Below are 16,629 nucleotides of genomic sequence, written 5' to 3'. Positions count from 1 at the left end.
CTCTTACGCTTCTTCTGCTGCGGAAAGATCGGCGCCGGTTTCCTGGTCGACGACCTTCATGGACAGCTTGACCTTGCCGCGATCGTCGAAGCCCAGGACCTTGACCTTAACCTCGTCACCGACATTGACCACATCGGTGGTCTTGCCGACGCGCTCGTTCTTCAGCTCGCTGATGTGAACGAGGCCGTCCTTGGCACCAAGGAAGTTCACGAAGGCGCCGAAATCGACGGTCTTCACGACCTTGCCGTTATAGATCACGCCGACTTCCGGCTCCGCGACGATATAGCGGATCCGCTCCAGCGCTGCTTCGGTGGAAGCGGTATCGACCGCTGCGACCTTCACGGTGCCATCGTCGTCAATGTCGATCTTCGCACCCGTGGTCTCGCAGATCTCACGGATCATCTTGCCGCCCGGGCCGATGATTTCACGAATCTTGTCGGTCGGGATGCTGATGGTGGTGATCCGCGGAGCATTCTCGGAAACACCTTCGCGAGAAGAGGTCAGAGCCTTCGACATTTCGCCGAGGATATGAACACGACCGTCTTTCGCCTGATCCAAAGCGATCTTCATGATCTCCTCGGTGATCGAGGTGATCTTGATATCCATCTGCAGCGAGGTAATGCCGTTCTCGGTACCCGCAACCTTGAAGTCCATGTCGCCGAGATGATCTTCGTCACCGAGGATGTCGGACAGGACGGCGTAGTCGTCGCCTTCCTTGATCAGGCCCATGGCGATACCGGCAACCGGAGAGGACAGCGGAACACCCGCGTCCATGAGAGAGAGGGAGGTGCCGCAGACCGTCGCCATCGAGGAGGAGCCGTTCGATTCCGTAACCTCGGAGACCACGCGGATGGTGTAGGGGAAGGCTTCCTTGGAGGGAAGCAGCGGACGCACCGCGCGCCATGCCAGCTTGCCGTGACCGATTTCACGGCGTCCCGGGGACCCCATGCGGCCCGCTTCACCGACCGAATAGGGCGGGAAGTTGTAATGCAGCATGAAGTTCTCGCGATATTCGCCTTCGAGCGCATCGATGATCTGCTCGTCCTGACCGGTGCCGAGGGTGGCGACGGCCAGAGCCTGGGTTTCACCGCGGGTGAACAGAGCGGAACCATGGGCACGCGGCAGAATACCGACTTCGGAGACAATCGGGCGCACCGTCTTGGTGTCGCGACCGTCGATCCGCTGTCCGGTCTTCAGGATCGCACCACGCACGACATCGGCTTCGATGCCCTTCATCAGGCCCTTGGCAAGATCCTTGTCTGCGGCGTCCTCGAACAGGGCCATGCCCTTTTCCCGGACCACAGAAACGTTCTGCTGGCGCTGGGTCTTGTTCGGCTCGGCATAGGCCTTGGTCATGTCGGCAGAGATACCGGCCTTCAGTGCATCGCGCACCCGACCCAGATCTTCGCTTTCGGCCGGCAGATCCATCGGCTCCTTGGCACATTCTTCGGCCAGGTCGATGATCGCATCGATCACCGGCTGGAACGCCTTGTGCCCGAAGCTAACGGCGCCAAGCATAACCTCTTCGGACAGCTCGGAGGCCATGGATTCGACCATCAGCACGCCTTCCTGGGTGCCGGCAAGCATCAAGTCCAGATCGGAATCCGGCAGATCGCTCTGGCGCGGGTTCAGGATGTATTCGCCATCCTTGTAACCAACGCGGCAGGCCGCGATCGGGCCGAGGAACGGCACACCGGAAATCGTCAGTGCGGCGGAAGCGCCGATCATGGCGACAACGTCCGGATCGTTTTCCAGGTCATGGGACAGAACGGTGCAGACGACCTGCGTTTCGTTCTTGAAGCCCTTGACGAAAAGCGGGCGGATCGGACGGTCGATGAGGCGCGACGTCAGCACCTCTTTCTCCGTCGGACGACCTTCGCGCTTGAAGAAACCACCCGGGATCTTGCCGGCGGCAAAGGTTTTTTCCTGGTAGTTCACGGTCAGCGGGAAGAAGTCGATCCCCGGCTTCGGCTGCCGCGCGTACACAGCGGTACACAGAACAGTCGTCTCACCCATCGTCGCCATGACGGCGCCGTCGGCCTGACGCGCAACTTTACCTGTCTCGAGCGTCAGCTTGCGCCCGCCCCAGTCGATCTCTTTTTTATGTATCTGAAACATTCAGCTTTCCTTCAAAGCCGAACCGCTCGGATCCGATCCTCGTTCTGTCCTTTGTTTGGCTTGGAATGGGGCAATCCGGTCCGGTTCTTCGAACGCATCGCCTCACGGGGCGCGGGAGAACTGGTCAGGGGGCCCATGGTTACCGAACACAGGGTCGAGCGAGGTGACACACGGCTCATATTTATCGGTGTCTCATCGGTACGGTTCTTCGGTTTTTTTCCTCTATTGAGCGGGCCTTCAATCGCATGGATCGCCGGGGGCGTCAAACCCAATATGGCGATCCCGAAAGCCCTGCAGAAACGCAAACCGCCCCACGGAAATCGCGGGGCGGACGCGTAACTGTTTTTGGCAGCGCTGCAGGGATTAGCGGCGCAGGCCCAGTTCCTTGATGATGACCTGATAGCGCTCGACGTTTTTGCTCTTCAGATAGTCGAGAAGACGGCGGCGCTGGCCAACCATGATCAGAAGCCCACGGCGGGAGTGGAAGTCCTTCTTGTGGGTCTTCAGGTGTTCGGTGAGGTTCACAATCCGCTCGGTCAGGATCGAAACCTGAACTTCGGGAGAGCCGGTATCGCCCTCTTTGCGGCCATACTGTTCGATCAGCGCAGTTTTGCGCTCTTGCGTAATCGACATCGGATACTCCTAGGTCAAAGGTTGAGTACGCGCATCGGACAAATACAGCCGCCGTCGATCCGTCCGATCGCAACGGGACTGCCCCCGGAAACGGCGTACATAATGTCGCCTTCCCGAAGATCTCCGAAACGGTCAAGGTCCATGGCCCGGAAAACCGGAACGGACTGACCGCATCTGAGCTTATTTGCCTCCGCACCGGCCAGAGTGAGCGCCGGGATGCCGTCCAGCGCTGTTTCTACCGGTAATAGGTGCTCGAAAGCGGCGGGACTATGCTCCAAAGCTTTCAAGGAATCCAGCGAAATCGCATCCGCTTCGAGGAACGGGCCGACACGGTGCCGGCGCAGCATCGAAATATGTCCGAGCGTCCCGGCGGCACGTGCCAGATCCCGCGCGAGACTGCGCATGTAAGCGCCCTTGCCGGAGCCGACACGGAACAGCGCATGATCTGCGTCCCGGGCTTCGACCAGCTCAAAGAAATCGATCCGCACCTCGCGCGGCGAAAGTTCGACCGGCTCTTCCTTCCGCGCCAGATCGTAGGCCCGCTGGCCCTGGATCTTGACGGCGGAGAATATCGGCGGAACCTGCGTGATGACGCCCTGAAACTGGGGTAACGCCGCCTCAATCGCTTCGATGTCCGGACGTGCATCCGTGGTACCGCAAACAGTACCTTCGAGGTCATCTGTGGTGCGCTCTTCGCCCCAGGTCACTTCGAAGGTGTATTCCTTCGAGGCATCCATCACGTAAGGCACGGTTTTCGTTGCCTCGCCGAGTGCAATCGGCAGAATTCCGGTGGCCAGCGGATCAAGTGTTCCGGCATGCCCGGCCTTCTGGGCATCGAACACGCGCCGAACGGCGGACACCGCATGGGTCGAGGTCACGCCGGACGGTTTATCCAGGATGACCCAGCCATTGACCGGGTTGCCGCGCTTCCTACGCGCCATTGCCGCCCTCTTCCGTCTCGTCTTTATTCTCGAGATCCGCGCGCACCACCGGGTTCTGGAACACCTCGTTGATCCGGTTGGCAGTCTCGAATGCATTGTCGATGATAAAGCGGAGACGCGGCACGGTACGCAACGTCATCTGCTTGGCCAGCATGGTCCGCAGGTACGGCGCCGCACGTTTCAGCCCGCCGAGCACATCATCCGCGTGGCTGCCGCCGAGAGGCATGACGAACACGTTCGCATTGCGCAGATCCGGACTTACCGAGACCTCGCTGACCGTGATCGAAGCGCCTTCCAGTTCTGGATCGTGCAAATCACCGCGCTGAAACACGCCGGCAAGTACATGACGTACTTCCTCGCCGACACGTAGCTGGCGTTGTGACGGCGCCCGTCCGCGCCGCCCCGCCTTATCAGGGTGCGATCCAACCATTTTTAGCTCCCGTCAGACTGTGTGACAGTCAAACCCCGCCGCTCAGGACGAGGTGCTGGCCCGCTGGACTGATTCGAGGCTCCGCGCCACTTCCTTCACCTCGAAACACTCGATGAGGTCGCCAGCCTGGATATCGTTGTAGTTCTCGAAGGCGGTGCCGCACTCGTAACCCTCGCGGACTTCCTTAACTTCGTCCTTGAAGCGCTTGAGCGTCTTCAGCGTACCTTCGTGAATCACGACGTTATCGCGCAGCAGACGTACCTTGGCCGCACGCCGGAGCATGCCTTCGGTAACCATGCAACCGCCGACCTTGCCGACCTTGGTGATGTTGAAGACCTCGCGGATCTCCGCATTTCCAAGGAACTCTTCCTTGAGATCCGGAGACAGCATGCCGGTGAGCGCCGCTTTGATGTCGTCGATCAGCTCATAGATGATCGAGTAGTAGCGGATCTCGAGGCCTTCCTGCTGCGCCATGTCACGCGCCTGCGGGTTTGCCCGGACGTTAAAGCCGATGATCAGCGCGCCCGAGGCCTTGGCCAGAGCGACATCGGACTCGCTGATGCCGCCAACGGCACCATGCAGGATGCGCACGGCGACAGCATCATTGGAGATCTTTTCGAGTGTCGAGCGGATCGCTTCGAGGGAGCCGTGCACGTCGGTCTTGATGACCACCGGCAGTTCCTCGGCCTGTCCGGCCGCAATGGCCGACAGCATCTGTTCGACGGAGCCACGCGCGCCGGCAACAGCCGACTTCTCGCGCATCACACGCTGCCGGTATTCGGCGATCTCGCGTGCCTGGGCTTCAGTCTCGACCACTGCGAATTCATCACCCGCGACCGGCGTACCCTGCAGACCAAGAACTTCAACCGGAATACTCGGGCCGGCATTGTCCGTACGCTGGCCATGATCGTCCAGAAGCGCCCGCACCCGGCCCCATTCGGCACCGGCAACGAAGATATCGCCAACATTGAGCGTACCCTTGGTGACGAGAACGGTCGCGACGCTGCCGCGTCCCTTCTCCATCTTCGCCTCGATCACGGCACCTTCGGCGCGGCGATCCGGGTTGGCTTTGACTTCAAGCACCTCGGCTTGCAGAAGAATAGCTTCCTCAAGCTTGTCGAGGCCCGCTTTGGTCTTCGCGGACACATCCACGGCCAGAACGTCGCCGCCCATTTCCTCGACCACGATCTCGTGCTGCAGGAGTTCCTGACGCACGCGGCTCGGATCTGAGCCCGGAAGGTCGCACTTGTTGACCGCGACGATGATCGGGCAGCCAGCAGCTTTCGCATGCCGAATGGCTTCAATCGTCTGCGCCATGATGCCGTCATCGGCCGCCACCACCAGGACAACGATGTCCGTGACGTTGGCGCCGCGCGCCCGCATCTCAGTGAAGGCTTCGTGACCCGGCGTATCGAGGAAAGTGATCTTCGCGCCAGACGGCACGGTCACCTGATAGGCACCGATATGCTGGGTGATGCCGCCTGCTTCGCCACCAGCCACATCGGAGCGCCGGAGCGCGTCGAGCAGCGAGGTCTTGCCGTGATCGACGTGGCCCATGACCGTGACAATCGGCGCACGGGACTGCATGTCCTCCGGGGCGTCGTCCTTGCCCTGGAGCTGAAGTTCAACGTCGGACTCGGAAACGCGCTTGGAGCGGTGCCCAAACTCGGCAACAACCAGCTCGGCCGTGTCGCTGTCGATGGACTGCGTGATGGTTGTCATCATGCCCATTTTCATGAGCGTCTTGATCACGTCGCCGCCACGTTCCGCCATACGGTTCGCGAGTTCCTGGACGGTAATCGCGTCCGGAATGACCACGTCACGGATCTGTTTGGCCTGCTCGCCGCCCTCTTCCCGCAACCGCTGCTTTTCGCGTTCGCGGGCACGGCGCACGGAAGCAAGACTGCGGGAGCGTTCACCACCGCGATCGTCCAGTGCCTGGGAAACGGTCAGCTTGCCGGACCGGCGGCGCTGTTCGCCACGCCGGTTCGGGGTCGGCGCCGGGCGCCGATCCGGAGTGGCAGGGGCGCCGGAGGGGCGGCCAGGAGCACCGGAGGTGCGGCGCTTGGGGCGCCGGCCATCCTCGTCGTCGGCAGCCGGTGCCGGTTGCGCCGGATCCGCCGCGCGTGCCGCCGGAGCATTGCGGGTTTCCGCCGGCCGGGCTGCAGCTTGCTCGGCCTTGGCTTTGGCCTCGCGTGCGGCGGCCTCTTCGGCGAGCCGTGCTGTTTCCTCATCACGGACGCGACCTTCGGCATCCGCAATCTTACGCATTTCTTCAAGCTCGGCCTGTCGCCGATCAAGAGGCTCGGGAGCCGCTGCCGGTTCGGGAGCAGCATCGGCAATGGCTTCGGCGGCTGGAGCAGCCTGCGGAGCTGCAGCGGCGGCGGCCGTCGCGGCCTCCTCCTGCTGACGCAAGCCCTCTTTCAGCGCCCGCGTCCGGCGTTCCCGCTCTTCCGCGCTCAAGCCACCAGCGTCGCCTCCGAAACCGCCGGGACCACCGGCGCGCTTTTTGCGCCGCTCGACCTGAACAGTCTTGGAGCGCCCGTGGGAAAAGCTCTGCTTAACCTGATCCGTGTCGGCAGACTTTCCGAGGGAAAGCTTCTTACCGGACAGGCTCAATTTCTTGCGATCAGTCTCGTTGCTTGTTGTCATTCTAGGTCGCGCGTCTTTTCCGTAATACCGGGCTGGGGCCTCAATACACCCCTAGCCGATGTTTTCCAACCCGAGTCGCGAAATATCGCCCCGGAATCCTGAGAGTCTTGCAAATTCTCGTGTCAAACGGACCGTCAGGCCCTTCGAATGGTCTCCCGCCGCCAGGATGGCTGCGTGTACGGTCTGCTCCCGATCGAACGCCGCTCCAAGCTCGGAGCGCGTCAGAAGAGCTTCAGCCGGAACGCCGTCGCCGAGGCGCGTCATGCGCTGCCGAGCATCGACGGCGCCATCGGACGCCTCAATAAGGAGCGAGGCCTTTCTGTGCCGCAAGGCGTCTTCCACCTTGGCATGACCTGCAATGGCCGCACCGGCCCGGCGAGCCAGGCCGATAAGAGACTGGGTCGAGGCGACAAGCATGGCTTCCACAGCCTCGACGAGATCCTCTCGAACCGCGACTTTCTGCTTCGCCGCCCGCGAAAATGCCCGCTTCTTGCTGGCTTCGACAAGCGCATCACGGCTCGCCGTCACCCACAGGCCACGACCCGGGAGTTTTTCGGACAGATCCGGAACCACCGTATCATCAGGCCCAATAACGAACCTGATCATCCGCTCCGTCTCGCCGCTTTCGCCGGTGGCGATGCAGCGCCGCAGATTACGGCCTAGATCATCGCCCTCGACTAATGCGAGGCGCTCATGTTGCTGGGGTCTCGTCATGAGCCTCCCCAGCAGCGTCTTCGGCGCCAGCGTCGGGCTCTTCGCCCTCTTCATCTTCAAACCAGTGGGCCCGGGCCGCCATGATGACGCCATTGGCGGCATACTGGTCGAAACCGGCCTCAGGCAGCATTTCGATCAGCTCGTCACCGGCAAGATCGGCCAGATCGTCTAACGTCTTCACGCCCTGTTCGGCAAGCTTCACCACATGCGCCAGCGTCAGGCCTTCGAAAGCAAGCAGGTCTTCGGCAACGCCGAGTTCCTTGGTCTGGTCCTGCAGGCGGTTACGCTCCGCCTCGGCAAAGACCAGTGCCCGGTTCTGCAGCTCTTCGGCGATATCCGCATCGAAACCTTCGATGCTGACCAGATCCTCAAGCGGCGAGTAGGCAATCTCGTCAACCGTGCTGAAACCTTCAGCAACCAGCAGATGAGCAATCACGTCATCGATATCAAGAGACTCGATGAATGTCCGCGACCGGGTCTTGAACTCTTCCTGGCGGCGCTCGGATTCCTCGGCCTCGGTCAGGATATCGATATCCCAGCCGGTCAGGATCGAGGCGAGACGCACATTCTGGCCGCGGCGGCCGATGGCCAGGCTGAGCTGATCGTCCGGCACCACCACTTCGATGCGGCGCTGCTCTTCATCGAGAACAACCTTGCTGACTTCAGCCGGGGCCAGACCATTGACCACGAAGGTCGCCGGATCCTCGGACCACGGAATGATGTCGATCTTCTCGCCCTGCAGCTCGCCGACCACGGCCTGCACGCGCGAGCCGCGCATGCCGACGCAAGCGCCGACCGGATCGATGCTGCCGTCATAAGAGATGACCGCAATCTTCGCACGGCTGCCCGGATCGCGGGCGACCGACTTGATCTCGATGATACCGTCGTAGATTTCCGGCACTTCCTGCTTGAACAGGTTCGCCATGAACTGCGGATGGGTACGGGACAGGAAGATCTGCGGGCCGCGCTGTTCTTCGCGGACGTCATAGATGTAGGCCCGGACCCGGTCACCGTTCCGGAAGCTCTCGCGCGGCAGCAACTCGTCACGGCGCAACACCGCCTCGGCCCGGCCGAGATCGATGGTGACATTGCCGAACTCGACCCGCTTGACGATGCCGTTGACGACTTCGCCGACCCGATCCTTGAACTCGGCAAACTGACGAGTGCGCTCGGCTTCGCGGACCTTCTGCACAATCACCTGCTTGGCGGTCTGCGCAGCGATACGGCCGAAATCGATCGGCGGCAGCGGATCAACGATCAGATCGCCGACCTTCAGTTCCGGATCCCGTTTTTGAGCGGCGGCAACCGGGATCTGCGTCATCTCGTCCTCGACCTCGTCGACGACTTCGGTGACGCGCATCAGCTCGATGGCACCAGTCTGACGATCGATATTCGCCCGAATATCGTGATCATGGCCGTATTTGGAGCGACCGGCTTTCTGGATCGCCTGCTCCATCGCCTCAAGCACCTCGTCACGCTCGATGCCTTTTTCGCGCGCAACAACATCAGCGACTTGAATCAGTTCAAGCTTGGGTTGGGTTGCCGTTTCCATGGATCGCGTCTTCTTGCCGTTGAATTCTGTTTTTTTACCGAAACCGGTGCTCAGATCTCGCCGCGTTCAGCGGCAGCAATCAAATCATCGGTCAAAACCAATTTCGCCGTCCGGATCGACGCGAACGGGAAACTCAAAAGCTCCCCCCCCTTATCGATCACAATGGTATCACCGTTCTCAGCCCCGCGCACTTCGCCCCGGAACTTCTTCTGTCCGTTCACCGCAACCTCGAGCTCGATCTTCGCTTCGAAGCCGACGAACCGGTCGTAATCATCCGGGCGAACCAGCGGCCGGTCGATACCGGGAGAACTGACTTCCAGATTGTACTCCCCGGAGATCGGGTCCTCGACATCAACAATGAGAGAAACCGCCCGGCTGATGCTTGCGCAATCCTCAACCGTCATCTGAGCCCGGTCTGAACGCTCCGCCATGATCTGGAGGACCGCCTTCTTGCCGCCGGTGAACATCACCCGCACGAGATCGTAGCCCATCGATTCAATTGAGGGGCCGATCATCGCGGCGATCTTCTCGTTCAGTTGTTGCGTCACCCGTATCCTCTAAGTCTCGTAAGTCTCGCCCCGGATTGAACCGGAATTCCCTCTGGCAAAGCACAAAAAAAAAGTGGGCCGTTGGCCCACCCTATCAGCTTTACCGATTGGGTCTTGTAATGGAAGCTGCACTATAGCGGAACGCGCGCTCTCTTCAAGAAGATTCGCTCAATCAAACGTTTCAGGGTCAAACGTTTCAAGACGCTCGAAGCGGAGGAATGCCGGGCGGCGCCCCTGATCTCGTGCCTTGGCCTCATATCGGGTCTCCGGCCAGTCCTCCGGCCGCACCCGCCAGTCCGAGGGGCCTTGCGCCTTCCAGCGGAAACCCCGATGCGCGGTCGCCCGCGCCAGCATCCAACGCAGATACCCCATATCGTCGGTCGCCAGGCGCAGCTCTCCACCGGGCGCAATCAGCCGGTGAAATTCAGCAATGCTTTCATGCTGGATGATACGGCGGGAGTGATGGCGTTTTTTCGGCCACGGATCGGCAAAAAGCACGGCAATCCGGGCGAGTGAGGCATCCGGCAGCAACGGCAGCAGATCGCGCACATCGTCCGGGTAGATACGCACATTGGAAAGCTCGCGATCCTCACAATGCCGGATCAGGCTGGCAACGCCATTCATGAACGGCTCGGAGCCGATGAACCCGACATCCGGCCTCGCGGCGGCCTGGGCCGCCAGATGCTCGCCGCCGCCGAAACCAATCTCCAGCCAGATCTCTTTGATACTGTCCGGAAACAGCGAAGCCGGGTCCAGCACCGCCCCCGGTTCCGCGGGCAGTGTTACAATGAGTTCCGGAAGCCGCTCCTCGAGCAGCGTTTCCATACCTGCGCGCAAGCGACGACCGCGCCTTCTGCCATAGAAGACGCGGTCACGCTGTACGATGTTTTTTGGATCTTCCTTGCCCGTGGGCACGGCTCAGTCCCGCTATTTAGAGGCCTCAGGCGAACGCGCTCTTGAGTTCATCCGCCAGATCAAGCTGTTCCCAGGTGAAGTAACCCTTACCGCCGTCCTCGCGACCGAAATGGCCATAGGCAGAGGTCGGACGATAGATCGGGTTGCTCAGCGCCAGACGCTCACGAATGCCACGGGGCGACAGATCAACCATCTCCCGGACAACGGAGGCCAGCTTCGCTTCGTCGACCTGACCAGTACCGTAAGTGTTGAAATACACTGACAGCGGATGCGAGATACCGATCGCGTAGGAGACCTGAATGGTGCAACGGTCGGCAAGACCGGCCGCAACCACATTCTTCGCAACCCAGCGGGCCGCATAGGCAGCCGAACGGTCAACCTTGGTCGGGTCCTTACCGGAAAAGGCACCGCCACCGTGAGGCGCCGCACCGCCATAGGTATCGACAATGATCTTGCGGCCGGTGAGCCCGGCATCGCCGACCGGACCGCCGATCACGAACCGGCCTGTCGGATTGACGTAGAAATGGTCTTCCGGGCACATCCAGCCTTCGGGCAGGACCTTTTCCACGTGACGGCGGACCATCTCGCGGATTTCGTCCTGTTCGAGATCTTCATCATGCTGCGTCGACACCACGACGGAGGTCGCCCGAACCGGCTTCCCGTTTGCATATTGCAGGGTCACCTGGCTCTTGGAGTCGGGGCCAAACCCTTTGTCCGCGCCGGACTTCCGTGCATCGGCCATGGATTTCAGGATCCGGTGTGAAAAATGGATCGGCGCCGGCATCAGCACTTCGGTCTCGCGGCAGGCAAAGCCAAACATGATGCCTTGGTCGCCCGCGCCCTCGTCCTTGTTGCCTGCTGCGTCGACACCGACGGCAATATCGGTCGACTGCTCGTGCAGAAGAACATCGATATCCGCAGTCTTCCAGCTGAAGCCTTCCTGGTCGTAGCCGATATCCTTGATCGCTTCGCGAGCGGACTCGATAATTGCATCCTTCGTTACGGATGCGGGGCCGCGCACTTCTCCGGCAAGAACGACCTTATCGGTCGTCGCCAGTGTCTCGCAGGCAACCCTGCTCAGCGGATCGGCGGCAAGGAACATATCGACAACCGTGTCGGAGATCCGGTCACAGACTTTGTCCGGATGACCTTCGGAGACGGATTCGCTGGTGAATTCGTAGTCGGATTGAGTCAACGGGGGCTCTCCTAGAATATGAGTTGCACTCATGCCTGCTCGAAGACGTACCCGTGAACGCCCCGCTTCATTTCGAAGCAGCTCGACATGAATCTCTTTCCGGTGAATCGAATGAAGGCACCGAGAGGTAGGACTTCCTGCCGGTTTTGGGAATCTTGGTCAAGAGGAAAGCGTGTACAGCCTATTCCGAATCCTCGCCGTCGAAGGCGTTGGCGATGGAGCGCATAAGGTCGAACAGGCGGCGACGCGACTCCGGATCTTCAATCCGGTAATAGGCCCTGACAAGCTCAAGAGTCTCGCGCCGGTTCATCGGATCGTCGGGGATCTGATAGGCTTCCGGCTCCTGTTCTTTTTCGAACAGACGGCCGGGCGATTGCTCCTGAACTTCCTGCGCCATGTCCTCGAAGAAGAAGTTTACCGGCACCTCGAGAATGCGGCTGAGGTCATAGAGACGGCTTGCACCGATCCGGTTTGCACCGCGCTCGTATTTCTGGACTTGCTGGAATGTAAGCCCAAGCGCCTGGCCAAGCTTCTCCTGACTGATCCCAAGCAACGTTCGTCGCATTCGCACACGCGATCCGACGTGGACATCAACCGGATTTGGCTTTCCAAGGCTCGCCATCCGGCCTCCCGGGCGGCGTTTGCTTGAGGGCTGCTCCATATTACAAACCAATAGTCTCAAATTGCGCTAAAATCAGTTACCCATACAAACGTATGCAGTCAATATAAAAGCCGTAGCAAAAAAAAGAAAAAAGCCGCTTATTTCCGGCGCAGGAAGAATGCGGCACAGAAGGATGCGATCACGAGCAAGATCGCGCCAAGCTCTCCGGCACGCGCATAAAGTGTTTTATTTTCCAACGCTTCTGGAAGAGGACTGTCTATCGTCCCTGTTCGCTCCAGCGGCAGGGACGCCAAAACGCGCCCATAGGCATCAATCACCGCGGAAATTCCGGTATTCGCAGCCCGCAATACCGGCAAGCCTTCTTCGATTGCCCGCATCCTGGCCGCGACCAGATGTTGATAAGGCCCTGAACTCACGCCGAACCAGGCATCATTCGTCACATTCACCAGAAGTCCGGGACGAGGCCCTTCGGCCTCGGTTACGGCGCCGGGAAAAATGATCTCGTAGCAGATCAGAGCACCGATGCGCGGCAAGCCGGCATGGGTAAAACTGCTGGGCCCGGGCCCTGCCGTAAATCCACGACCCGTCTTCGCAATCGTCTCGACAGGCAACCATTGACTGAGAGGCACATATTCACCGAACGGGACCAGGTGAAACTTGTGCAGCCTGGCGACAATCCCGCCACGCTCATCGAGGGCAACAACGGCATTGAAACTACGATATTCCGCCGGATCATCCGAAAGCTGATCGCGCAGCGGCGTCCCGGTCATCAGCAGCCCTCCCGGCTGGAGCAGAGAGCCGAGATACGCCGCCAACCGCGGCTCGCGGTTGAGCGCGTAGGGAACTGCGGTTTCCGGCCAGACCACGAGACTGGGCGGTGTGAGATCACCCACCCCGGCTGGCGTAACAGTGGCGCGCGGCGCCCGCGTCAGGGTGGCGTATTTAGCCAAGTGCCCCTGCAGGAGATTCGGCTTCCACTTTTCCGTCTGAGCCACGTTCCCCTGAACCACCCGGACGGTGGGCCGACTGCTGTCGGGATCAGTTGCTTCCGCAAGGCGCATGGCCCCGTAGCCAAAGAAAGCCAAAGGCAGGAGCAGACAAACAGCACCCAAACCGCGCTCCCAGTGCCCGGTCCGCCGCAACAGCATGAGTGGCGACAACGCGAAGAGAACCACGAAAAAGCTGTATCCATAGGCACCAATCAGGGCCAACGGCTGCAGCAGGGCGTCGGAAAAAGACCAGGCCGAGGCCGGCAGGTTCCAGGGAAACCCCGTGGCAACATGCCCCCGCAGCACTTCCGAGAGGGTCCAGACCCCCGCCAGCGCAGGCGCCCTTACCCATCCGCGCGGCCGGAGCCAGCCGTAGAGCAGAGCGGCCAGACCGCCAAACAATCCAAGAACGGCGGGAAGGCCGGCAGCGGCAAACGGCACCACCCAGGCAAACCGGTCACCATCTACCAGAAGCGCGTTGGAAATCCAATAGAGACCGGCGACGTGATACCCGAAGGCAAAAGCCCAGCCAGCCAGGAAAGCGCCGCCGAGCGAGCGGCCGCGGTCAAGCGTCAGCAGCAGAAACGCGAAAAAGAACAGGGCCGGCAAGACGCCAAGCGGCGGCAGCGCCAATGCAGAGAGCGCGCCGGATACTGACATCACAACCGCGCTGCGGAAACCGGCCAGCCCGGCCAGCCTGTTGATGCTTGTGCGGACGCCCTCGCCCCGCCGGGCGGCGAACGCCCATGCAGTCACAGCGCGGCCTCCGTCTCAGCCTCGTCCGTCGACACGCGCCGGATGCGGATCCGCTTGATCCTGCGTGAATCGCTTTCAAGCACCTCGAATTCAATACCGGCCGGATGTGTCAGGAGCTCTCCCCGGGACGCGACACGGCCCGCGAGCGAGAAGACGAGGCCTCCGAGGGTATCGATTTCCTCGCGCTCTTCGTCATTCAGCACATTGCCGAACAAGGCTTCAAATTCCTCGATCTCGGCGCGGGCATCGGCAACGGCCGTATCCGGCCCGACCATGGCGATCTTCGGGCCTTCCTCGACATCGTGCTCGTCGACGATATCCCCGACGATTTCCTCAACCAGATCCTCAATCGTGATCAGCCCGTCAATCCCGCCGAACTCGTCGACGACGAGCGCGAGATGGCGGCGCGTCAGACGCATTTCCTGCAACAGGTCCATCGCTCGTATCGATGGCGAAACGAACAGGACTTCTCTCAGCAGGGAGCTGAGCGGCACGTCCTTGCCGGCATGGACGTGCGCCAGCACATCCTTCATGTGGATCATGCCGACCACGTCGTCGAGCGTATCGCGGTAGACGGGCACCCGGCTGTGAGAGTCTTTGACCATGTCGGTCACCAGCGCGTCGAGGCTGGTATCGACCGCAACACCGGTAATATCGGCACGCGGTACCATCACATCTTCCGCCGTGATGTCTCGGAGGCCAAGAATATTGCGGATCAGCGCCCGCTCGTGCGGGTCAATGGCGAGATCCTCATCCGTGGTCCCGTCGCCATCCTCAATCAGCTCTTCCAGAGCGTCACGGGCTGATGCACCGCCATTCCGCCTGAGCTTCAACGCTTTGAAAAACTGCCTGAAACGGGCCCAGGATGGCTCCCTGCGCCCTTCAGACTCGAAACCGTCGCCATCGGAAACGCCAACAATATCAGCGGACACAGGCCTGCTCTCCGGATCTGAACTCATAGGACCGGCTCCAGCACGGGACTGTAAGGATCGGAGATTCCCATTCCGGCAAGGATCTCGATCTCGCGCCGCTCCATCTCCGTGGCCTCATCGTCGCTCTCATGATCATATCCGAGCAAATGAAGAACGCCGTGCACGACAAGGTGCCGCAAGTGGGACTCCAGGGATTTTCCGTCACGATCCGCTTCCATGGAAACGGTTTCAAGGGCGAGAATTACATCGCCGAGCATATCGGTTCCGGAAAGATCAGATGAAAGACCCGAGGGGAAGGACAACACATTGGTTGCCTTGTCCTTACCACGGTAATCGCGGTTCAGAACGCGAACTTCCGCGTCGGAGCTCAGAACAATGCTGAGTTCGGTCGGCTTCGTCACCGACCCAAGCACGGCAAGAGCGCTCTCGACACAGAATTGTTCCACGTCGGGTAATGCCGACTCCCAGGCAGGGTCGGAAACGGCGACAGCAATGTCGATAATAGAGTCCGGTTGCTCCGGCTCTTCCTGCGGATCCTGCGCCGCAATCTCGCTGCGGCTACTACTACTCGGCTCCGGTTCGTCGGGCACGCGCGGACTCTCCACTGTTTCTCTAACTGGACCCGTCATCAAGACGAGCCGATTCACGTTCACTGTACGCATTGACGATTTTCGTTACCAGAGGGTGGCGCACAACGTCTCTGGCCGTGAATTCTATCAGGCTGACATCGGGAATGCGGCCAAGCACATTCATCGCATCCGTCAGACCCGATTTTGCCCCGAAAGGCAGATCGATCTGGGACGGATCGCCGGTAATCGCCATCCGTGAATTCTCTCCCAGCCGGGTAAGGAACATTTTCATCTGGGTCGGCGTGGTATTCTGTGCCTCGTCCAGAATGATATAGGAATTGGCCAGCGTCCGACCGCGCATGAAGGCAAGTGGTGCCACTTCGATCTCGCCGGCCGCCAGCCGCCGCTCGACCTGCTCGCCCGGCATCATGTCGTAGAGCGCGTCGTAAAGCGGGCGAAGATAGGGATCGACCTTGTCTTTCATATCGCCAGGCAGGAAACCGAGCCGCTCGCCAGCTTCCACCGCCGGACGCGACAGGATCAGCCGCTCGACCCTGCGCTCCATCAGCATGGACACGGCCATGGCAACGGCCAGATAGGTCTTGCCCGTACCCGCCGGGCCAAGGCCAAGCACGAGTTCGTCTTTCGACAGGGCCTGGATATAGCGGTGCTGATTCGGCGAGCGCGGCTGGATGGCCCGTTTCCAGGTCGGCACAAAGGCGGAGCGATCATTGAAACCGTTGTTGTCGCCATTCGCGGCATCGCCCGTGTTCTGCGCCCACTTCACGGCAGCATCGACGGTCCCGACATCAAGGGCCTTGAGCTTTTTACCGGCCTTGATATCGCCTTCAAGCCGACGGTAGAGCGAGGTCAGCGCCGATTGCGCCGTAACCACCGCGTCCTTTTCACCTTCGATCGTGACCTTGTTTCCGAAGCAGGAAAGCGAAACCTGAAGCTTCTGCTCGATCCGCGCCAGATTGCGATCATGCTCGCCGAGCAAAGCCGGGACCAGATCATGGTCGGCAAATTCCAGATGAATGACTTCGGTAGCCTCGTCAATGAT

Annotated in this window: 15 protein-coding genes; all 15 read right to left on the bottom strand. The window is 60.7% G+C overall.

What is annotated here, in order from left to right; all coding sequences use genetic code 11:
* Positions 1-3 precede the first annotated feature (3 nt).
* The gene (gene pnp / locus IG629_RS13390) at positions 4-2,118 is read right to left on the bottom strand and encodes a polyribonucleotide nucleotidyltransferase (protein ID WP_193172445.1); all 2,115 of its coding nucleotides are present in this window, start codon (positions 2,116-2,118) and stop codon (positions 4-6) included.
* A gap of 363 nt (positions 2,119-2,481) precedes the next feature.
* A complete protein-coding gene (gene rpsO / locus IG629_RS13385) occupies positions 2,482-2,751 on the bottom strand; it encodes a 30S ribosomal protein S15 (protein ID WP_028466284.1) in 270 nt (89 codons plus the stop codon).
* A 14-nt stretch (positions 2,752-2,765) separates the two neighbouring features.
* Complete coding sequence (gene truB / locus IG629_RS13380; protein ID WP_193172444.1) at positions 2,766-3,692, bottom strand: tRNA pseudouridine(55) synthase TruB; 927 nt, start codon at positions 3,690-3,692, stop codon at positions 2,766-2,768.
* Positions 3,682-4,122 carry a 30S ribosome-binding factor RbfA gene (rbfA, locus tag IG629_RS13375; RefSeq protein ID WP_193172443.1) on the bottom strand — a complete coding sequence of 147 codons (441 nt, stop codon included), beginning with the start codon at positions 4,120-4,122 and terminating at the stop codon, positions 3,682-3,684. The genes truB and rbfA overlap by 11 nt, the downstream gene beginning before the upstream one ends.
* A 42-nt stretch (positions 4,123-4,164) precedes the next feature.
* Positions 4,165-6,774, bottom strand: coding sequence for a translation initiation factor IF-2 (gene infB / locus IG629_RS13370; protein ID WP_193172442.1), 2,610 nt, complete (start codon positions 6,772-6,774; stop codon positions 4,165-4,167).
* Positions 6,775-6,825: 51 nt separating this feature from the next.
* Positions 6,826-7,488 carry an RNA-binding protein gene (locus tag IG629_RS13365; protein WP_193172441.1) on the bottom strand — a complete coding sequence of 221 codons (663 nt, stop codon included), beginning with the start codon at positions 7,486-7,488 and terminating at the stop codon, positions 6,826-6,828.
* Positions 7,466-9,040: a transcription termination factor NusA gene (gene nusA / locus IG629_RS13360; protein ID WP_193172440.1), complete on the bottom strand. Its 1,575-nt coding sequence runs from the start codon at positions 9,038-9,040 to the stop codon at positions 7,466-7,468. Before nusA ends, IG629_RS13365 begins: the two co-directional genes overlap by 23 nt.
* A 50-nt stretch (positions 9,041-9,090) precedes the next feature.
* Positions 9,091-9,588: a ribosome maturation factor RimP gene (rimP, locus tag IG629_RS13355; protein WP_319025083.1), complete on the bottom strand. Its 498-nt coding sequence runs from the start codon at positions 9,586-9,588 to the stop codon at positions 9,091-9,093.
* A 168-nt stretch (positions 9,589-9,756) separates the two neighbouring features.
* Positions 9,757-10,413, bottom strand: a complete 657-nt coding sequence (gene trmB / locus IG629_RS13350; RefSeq protein ID WP_226886690.1) for a tRNA (guanine(46)-N(7))-methyltransferase TrmB — start codon at positions 10,411-10,413, stop codon at positions 9,757-9,759.
* A 115-nt stretch (positions 10,414-10,528) separates the two neighbouring features.
* On the bottom strand, positions 10,529-11,698 hold the full coding sequence (metK, locus tag IG629_RS13345) for a methionine adenosyltransferase (RefSeq protein WP_193172438.1): 1,170 nt from the start codon (positions 11,696-11,698) through the stop codon (positions 10,529-10,531).
* A 181-nt stretch (positions 11,699-11,879) separates the two neighbouring features.
* On the bottom strand, positions 11,880-12,359 hold the full coding sequence (locus IG629_RS13340) for a helix-turn-helix domain-containing protein (RefSeq protein ID WP_404923903.1): 480 nt from the start codon (positions 12,357-12,359) through the stop codon (positions 11,880-11,882).
* Positions 12,360-12,457: 98 nt separating this feature from the next.
* On the bottom strand, positions 12,458-14,065 hold the full coding sequence (gene lnt / locus IG629_RS13335) for an apolipoprotein N-acyltransferase (protein ID WP_193172436.1): 1,608 nt from the start codon (positions 14,063-14,065) through the stop codon (positions 12,458-12,460).
* Positions 14,062-15,024 (bottom strand): hemolysin family protein, encoded by a 963-nt coding sequence (locus tag IG629_RS13330; protein ID WP_193172435.1) that lies wholly within the window; start codon positions 15,022-15,024, stop codon positions 14,062-14,064. Before IG629_RS13330 ends, lnt begins: the two co-directional genes overlap by 4 nt.
* The gene (gene ybeY / locus IG629_RS13325; protein ID WP_319025089.1) at positions 15,021-15,500 is read right to left on the bottom strand and encodes an rRNA maturation RNase YbeY; all 480 of its coding nucleotides are present in this window, start codon (positions 15,498-15,500) and stop codon (positions 15,021-15,023) included. Before ybeY ends, IG629_RS13330 begins: the two co-directional genes overlap by 4 nt.
* Before the next feature lie 109 nt (positions 15,501-15,609).
* Positions 15,610-16,629, bottom strand: a complete 1,020-nt coding sequence (locus tag IG629_RS13320) for a PhoH family protein (protein ID WP_404923904.1) — start codon at positions 16,627-16,629, stop codon at positions 15,610-15,612.

Origin of the sequence: Nisaea nitritireducens (assembly GCF_014904795.1) — a bacterium.
GTDB classification, from domain to species: Bacteria; Pseudomonadota; Alphaproteobacteria; order Thalassobaculales; family Thalassobaculaceae; genus Nisaea; species Nisaea nitritireducens.
Note: the sequence above shows the minus strand (reverse complement) of the source record. Positions and strands in the feature narration are given on the sequence as shown.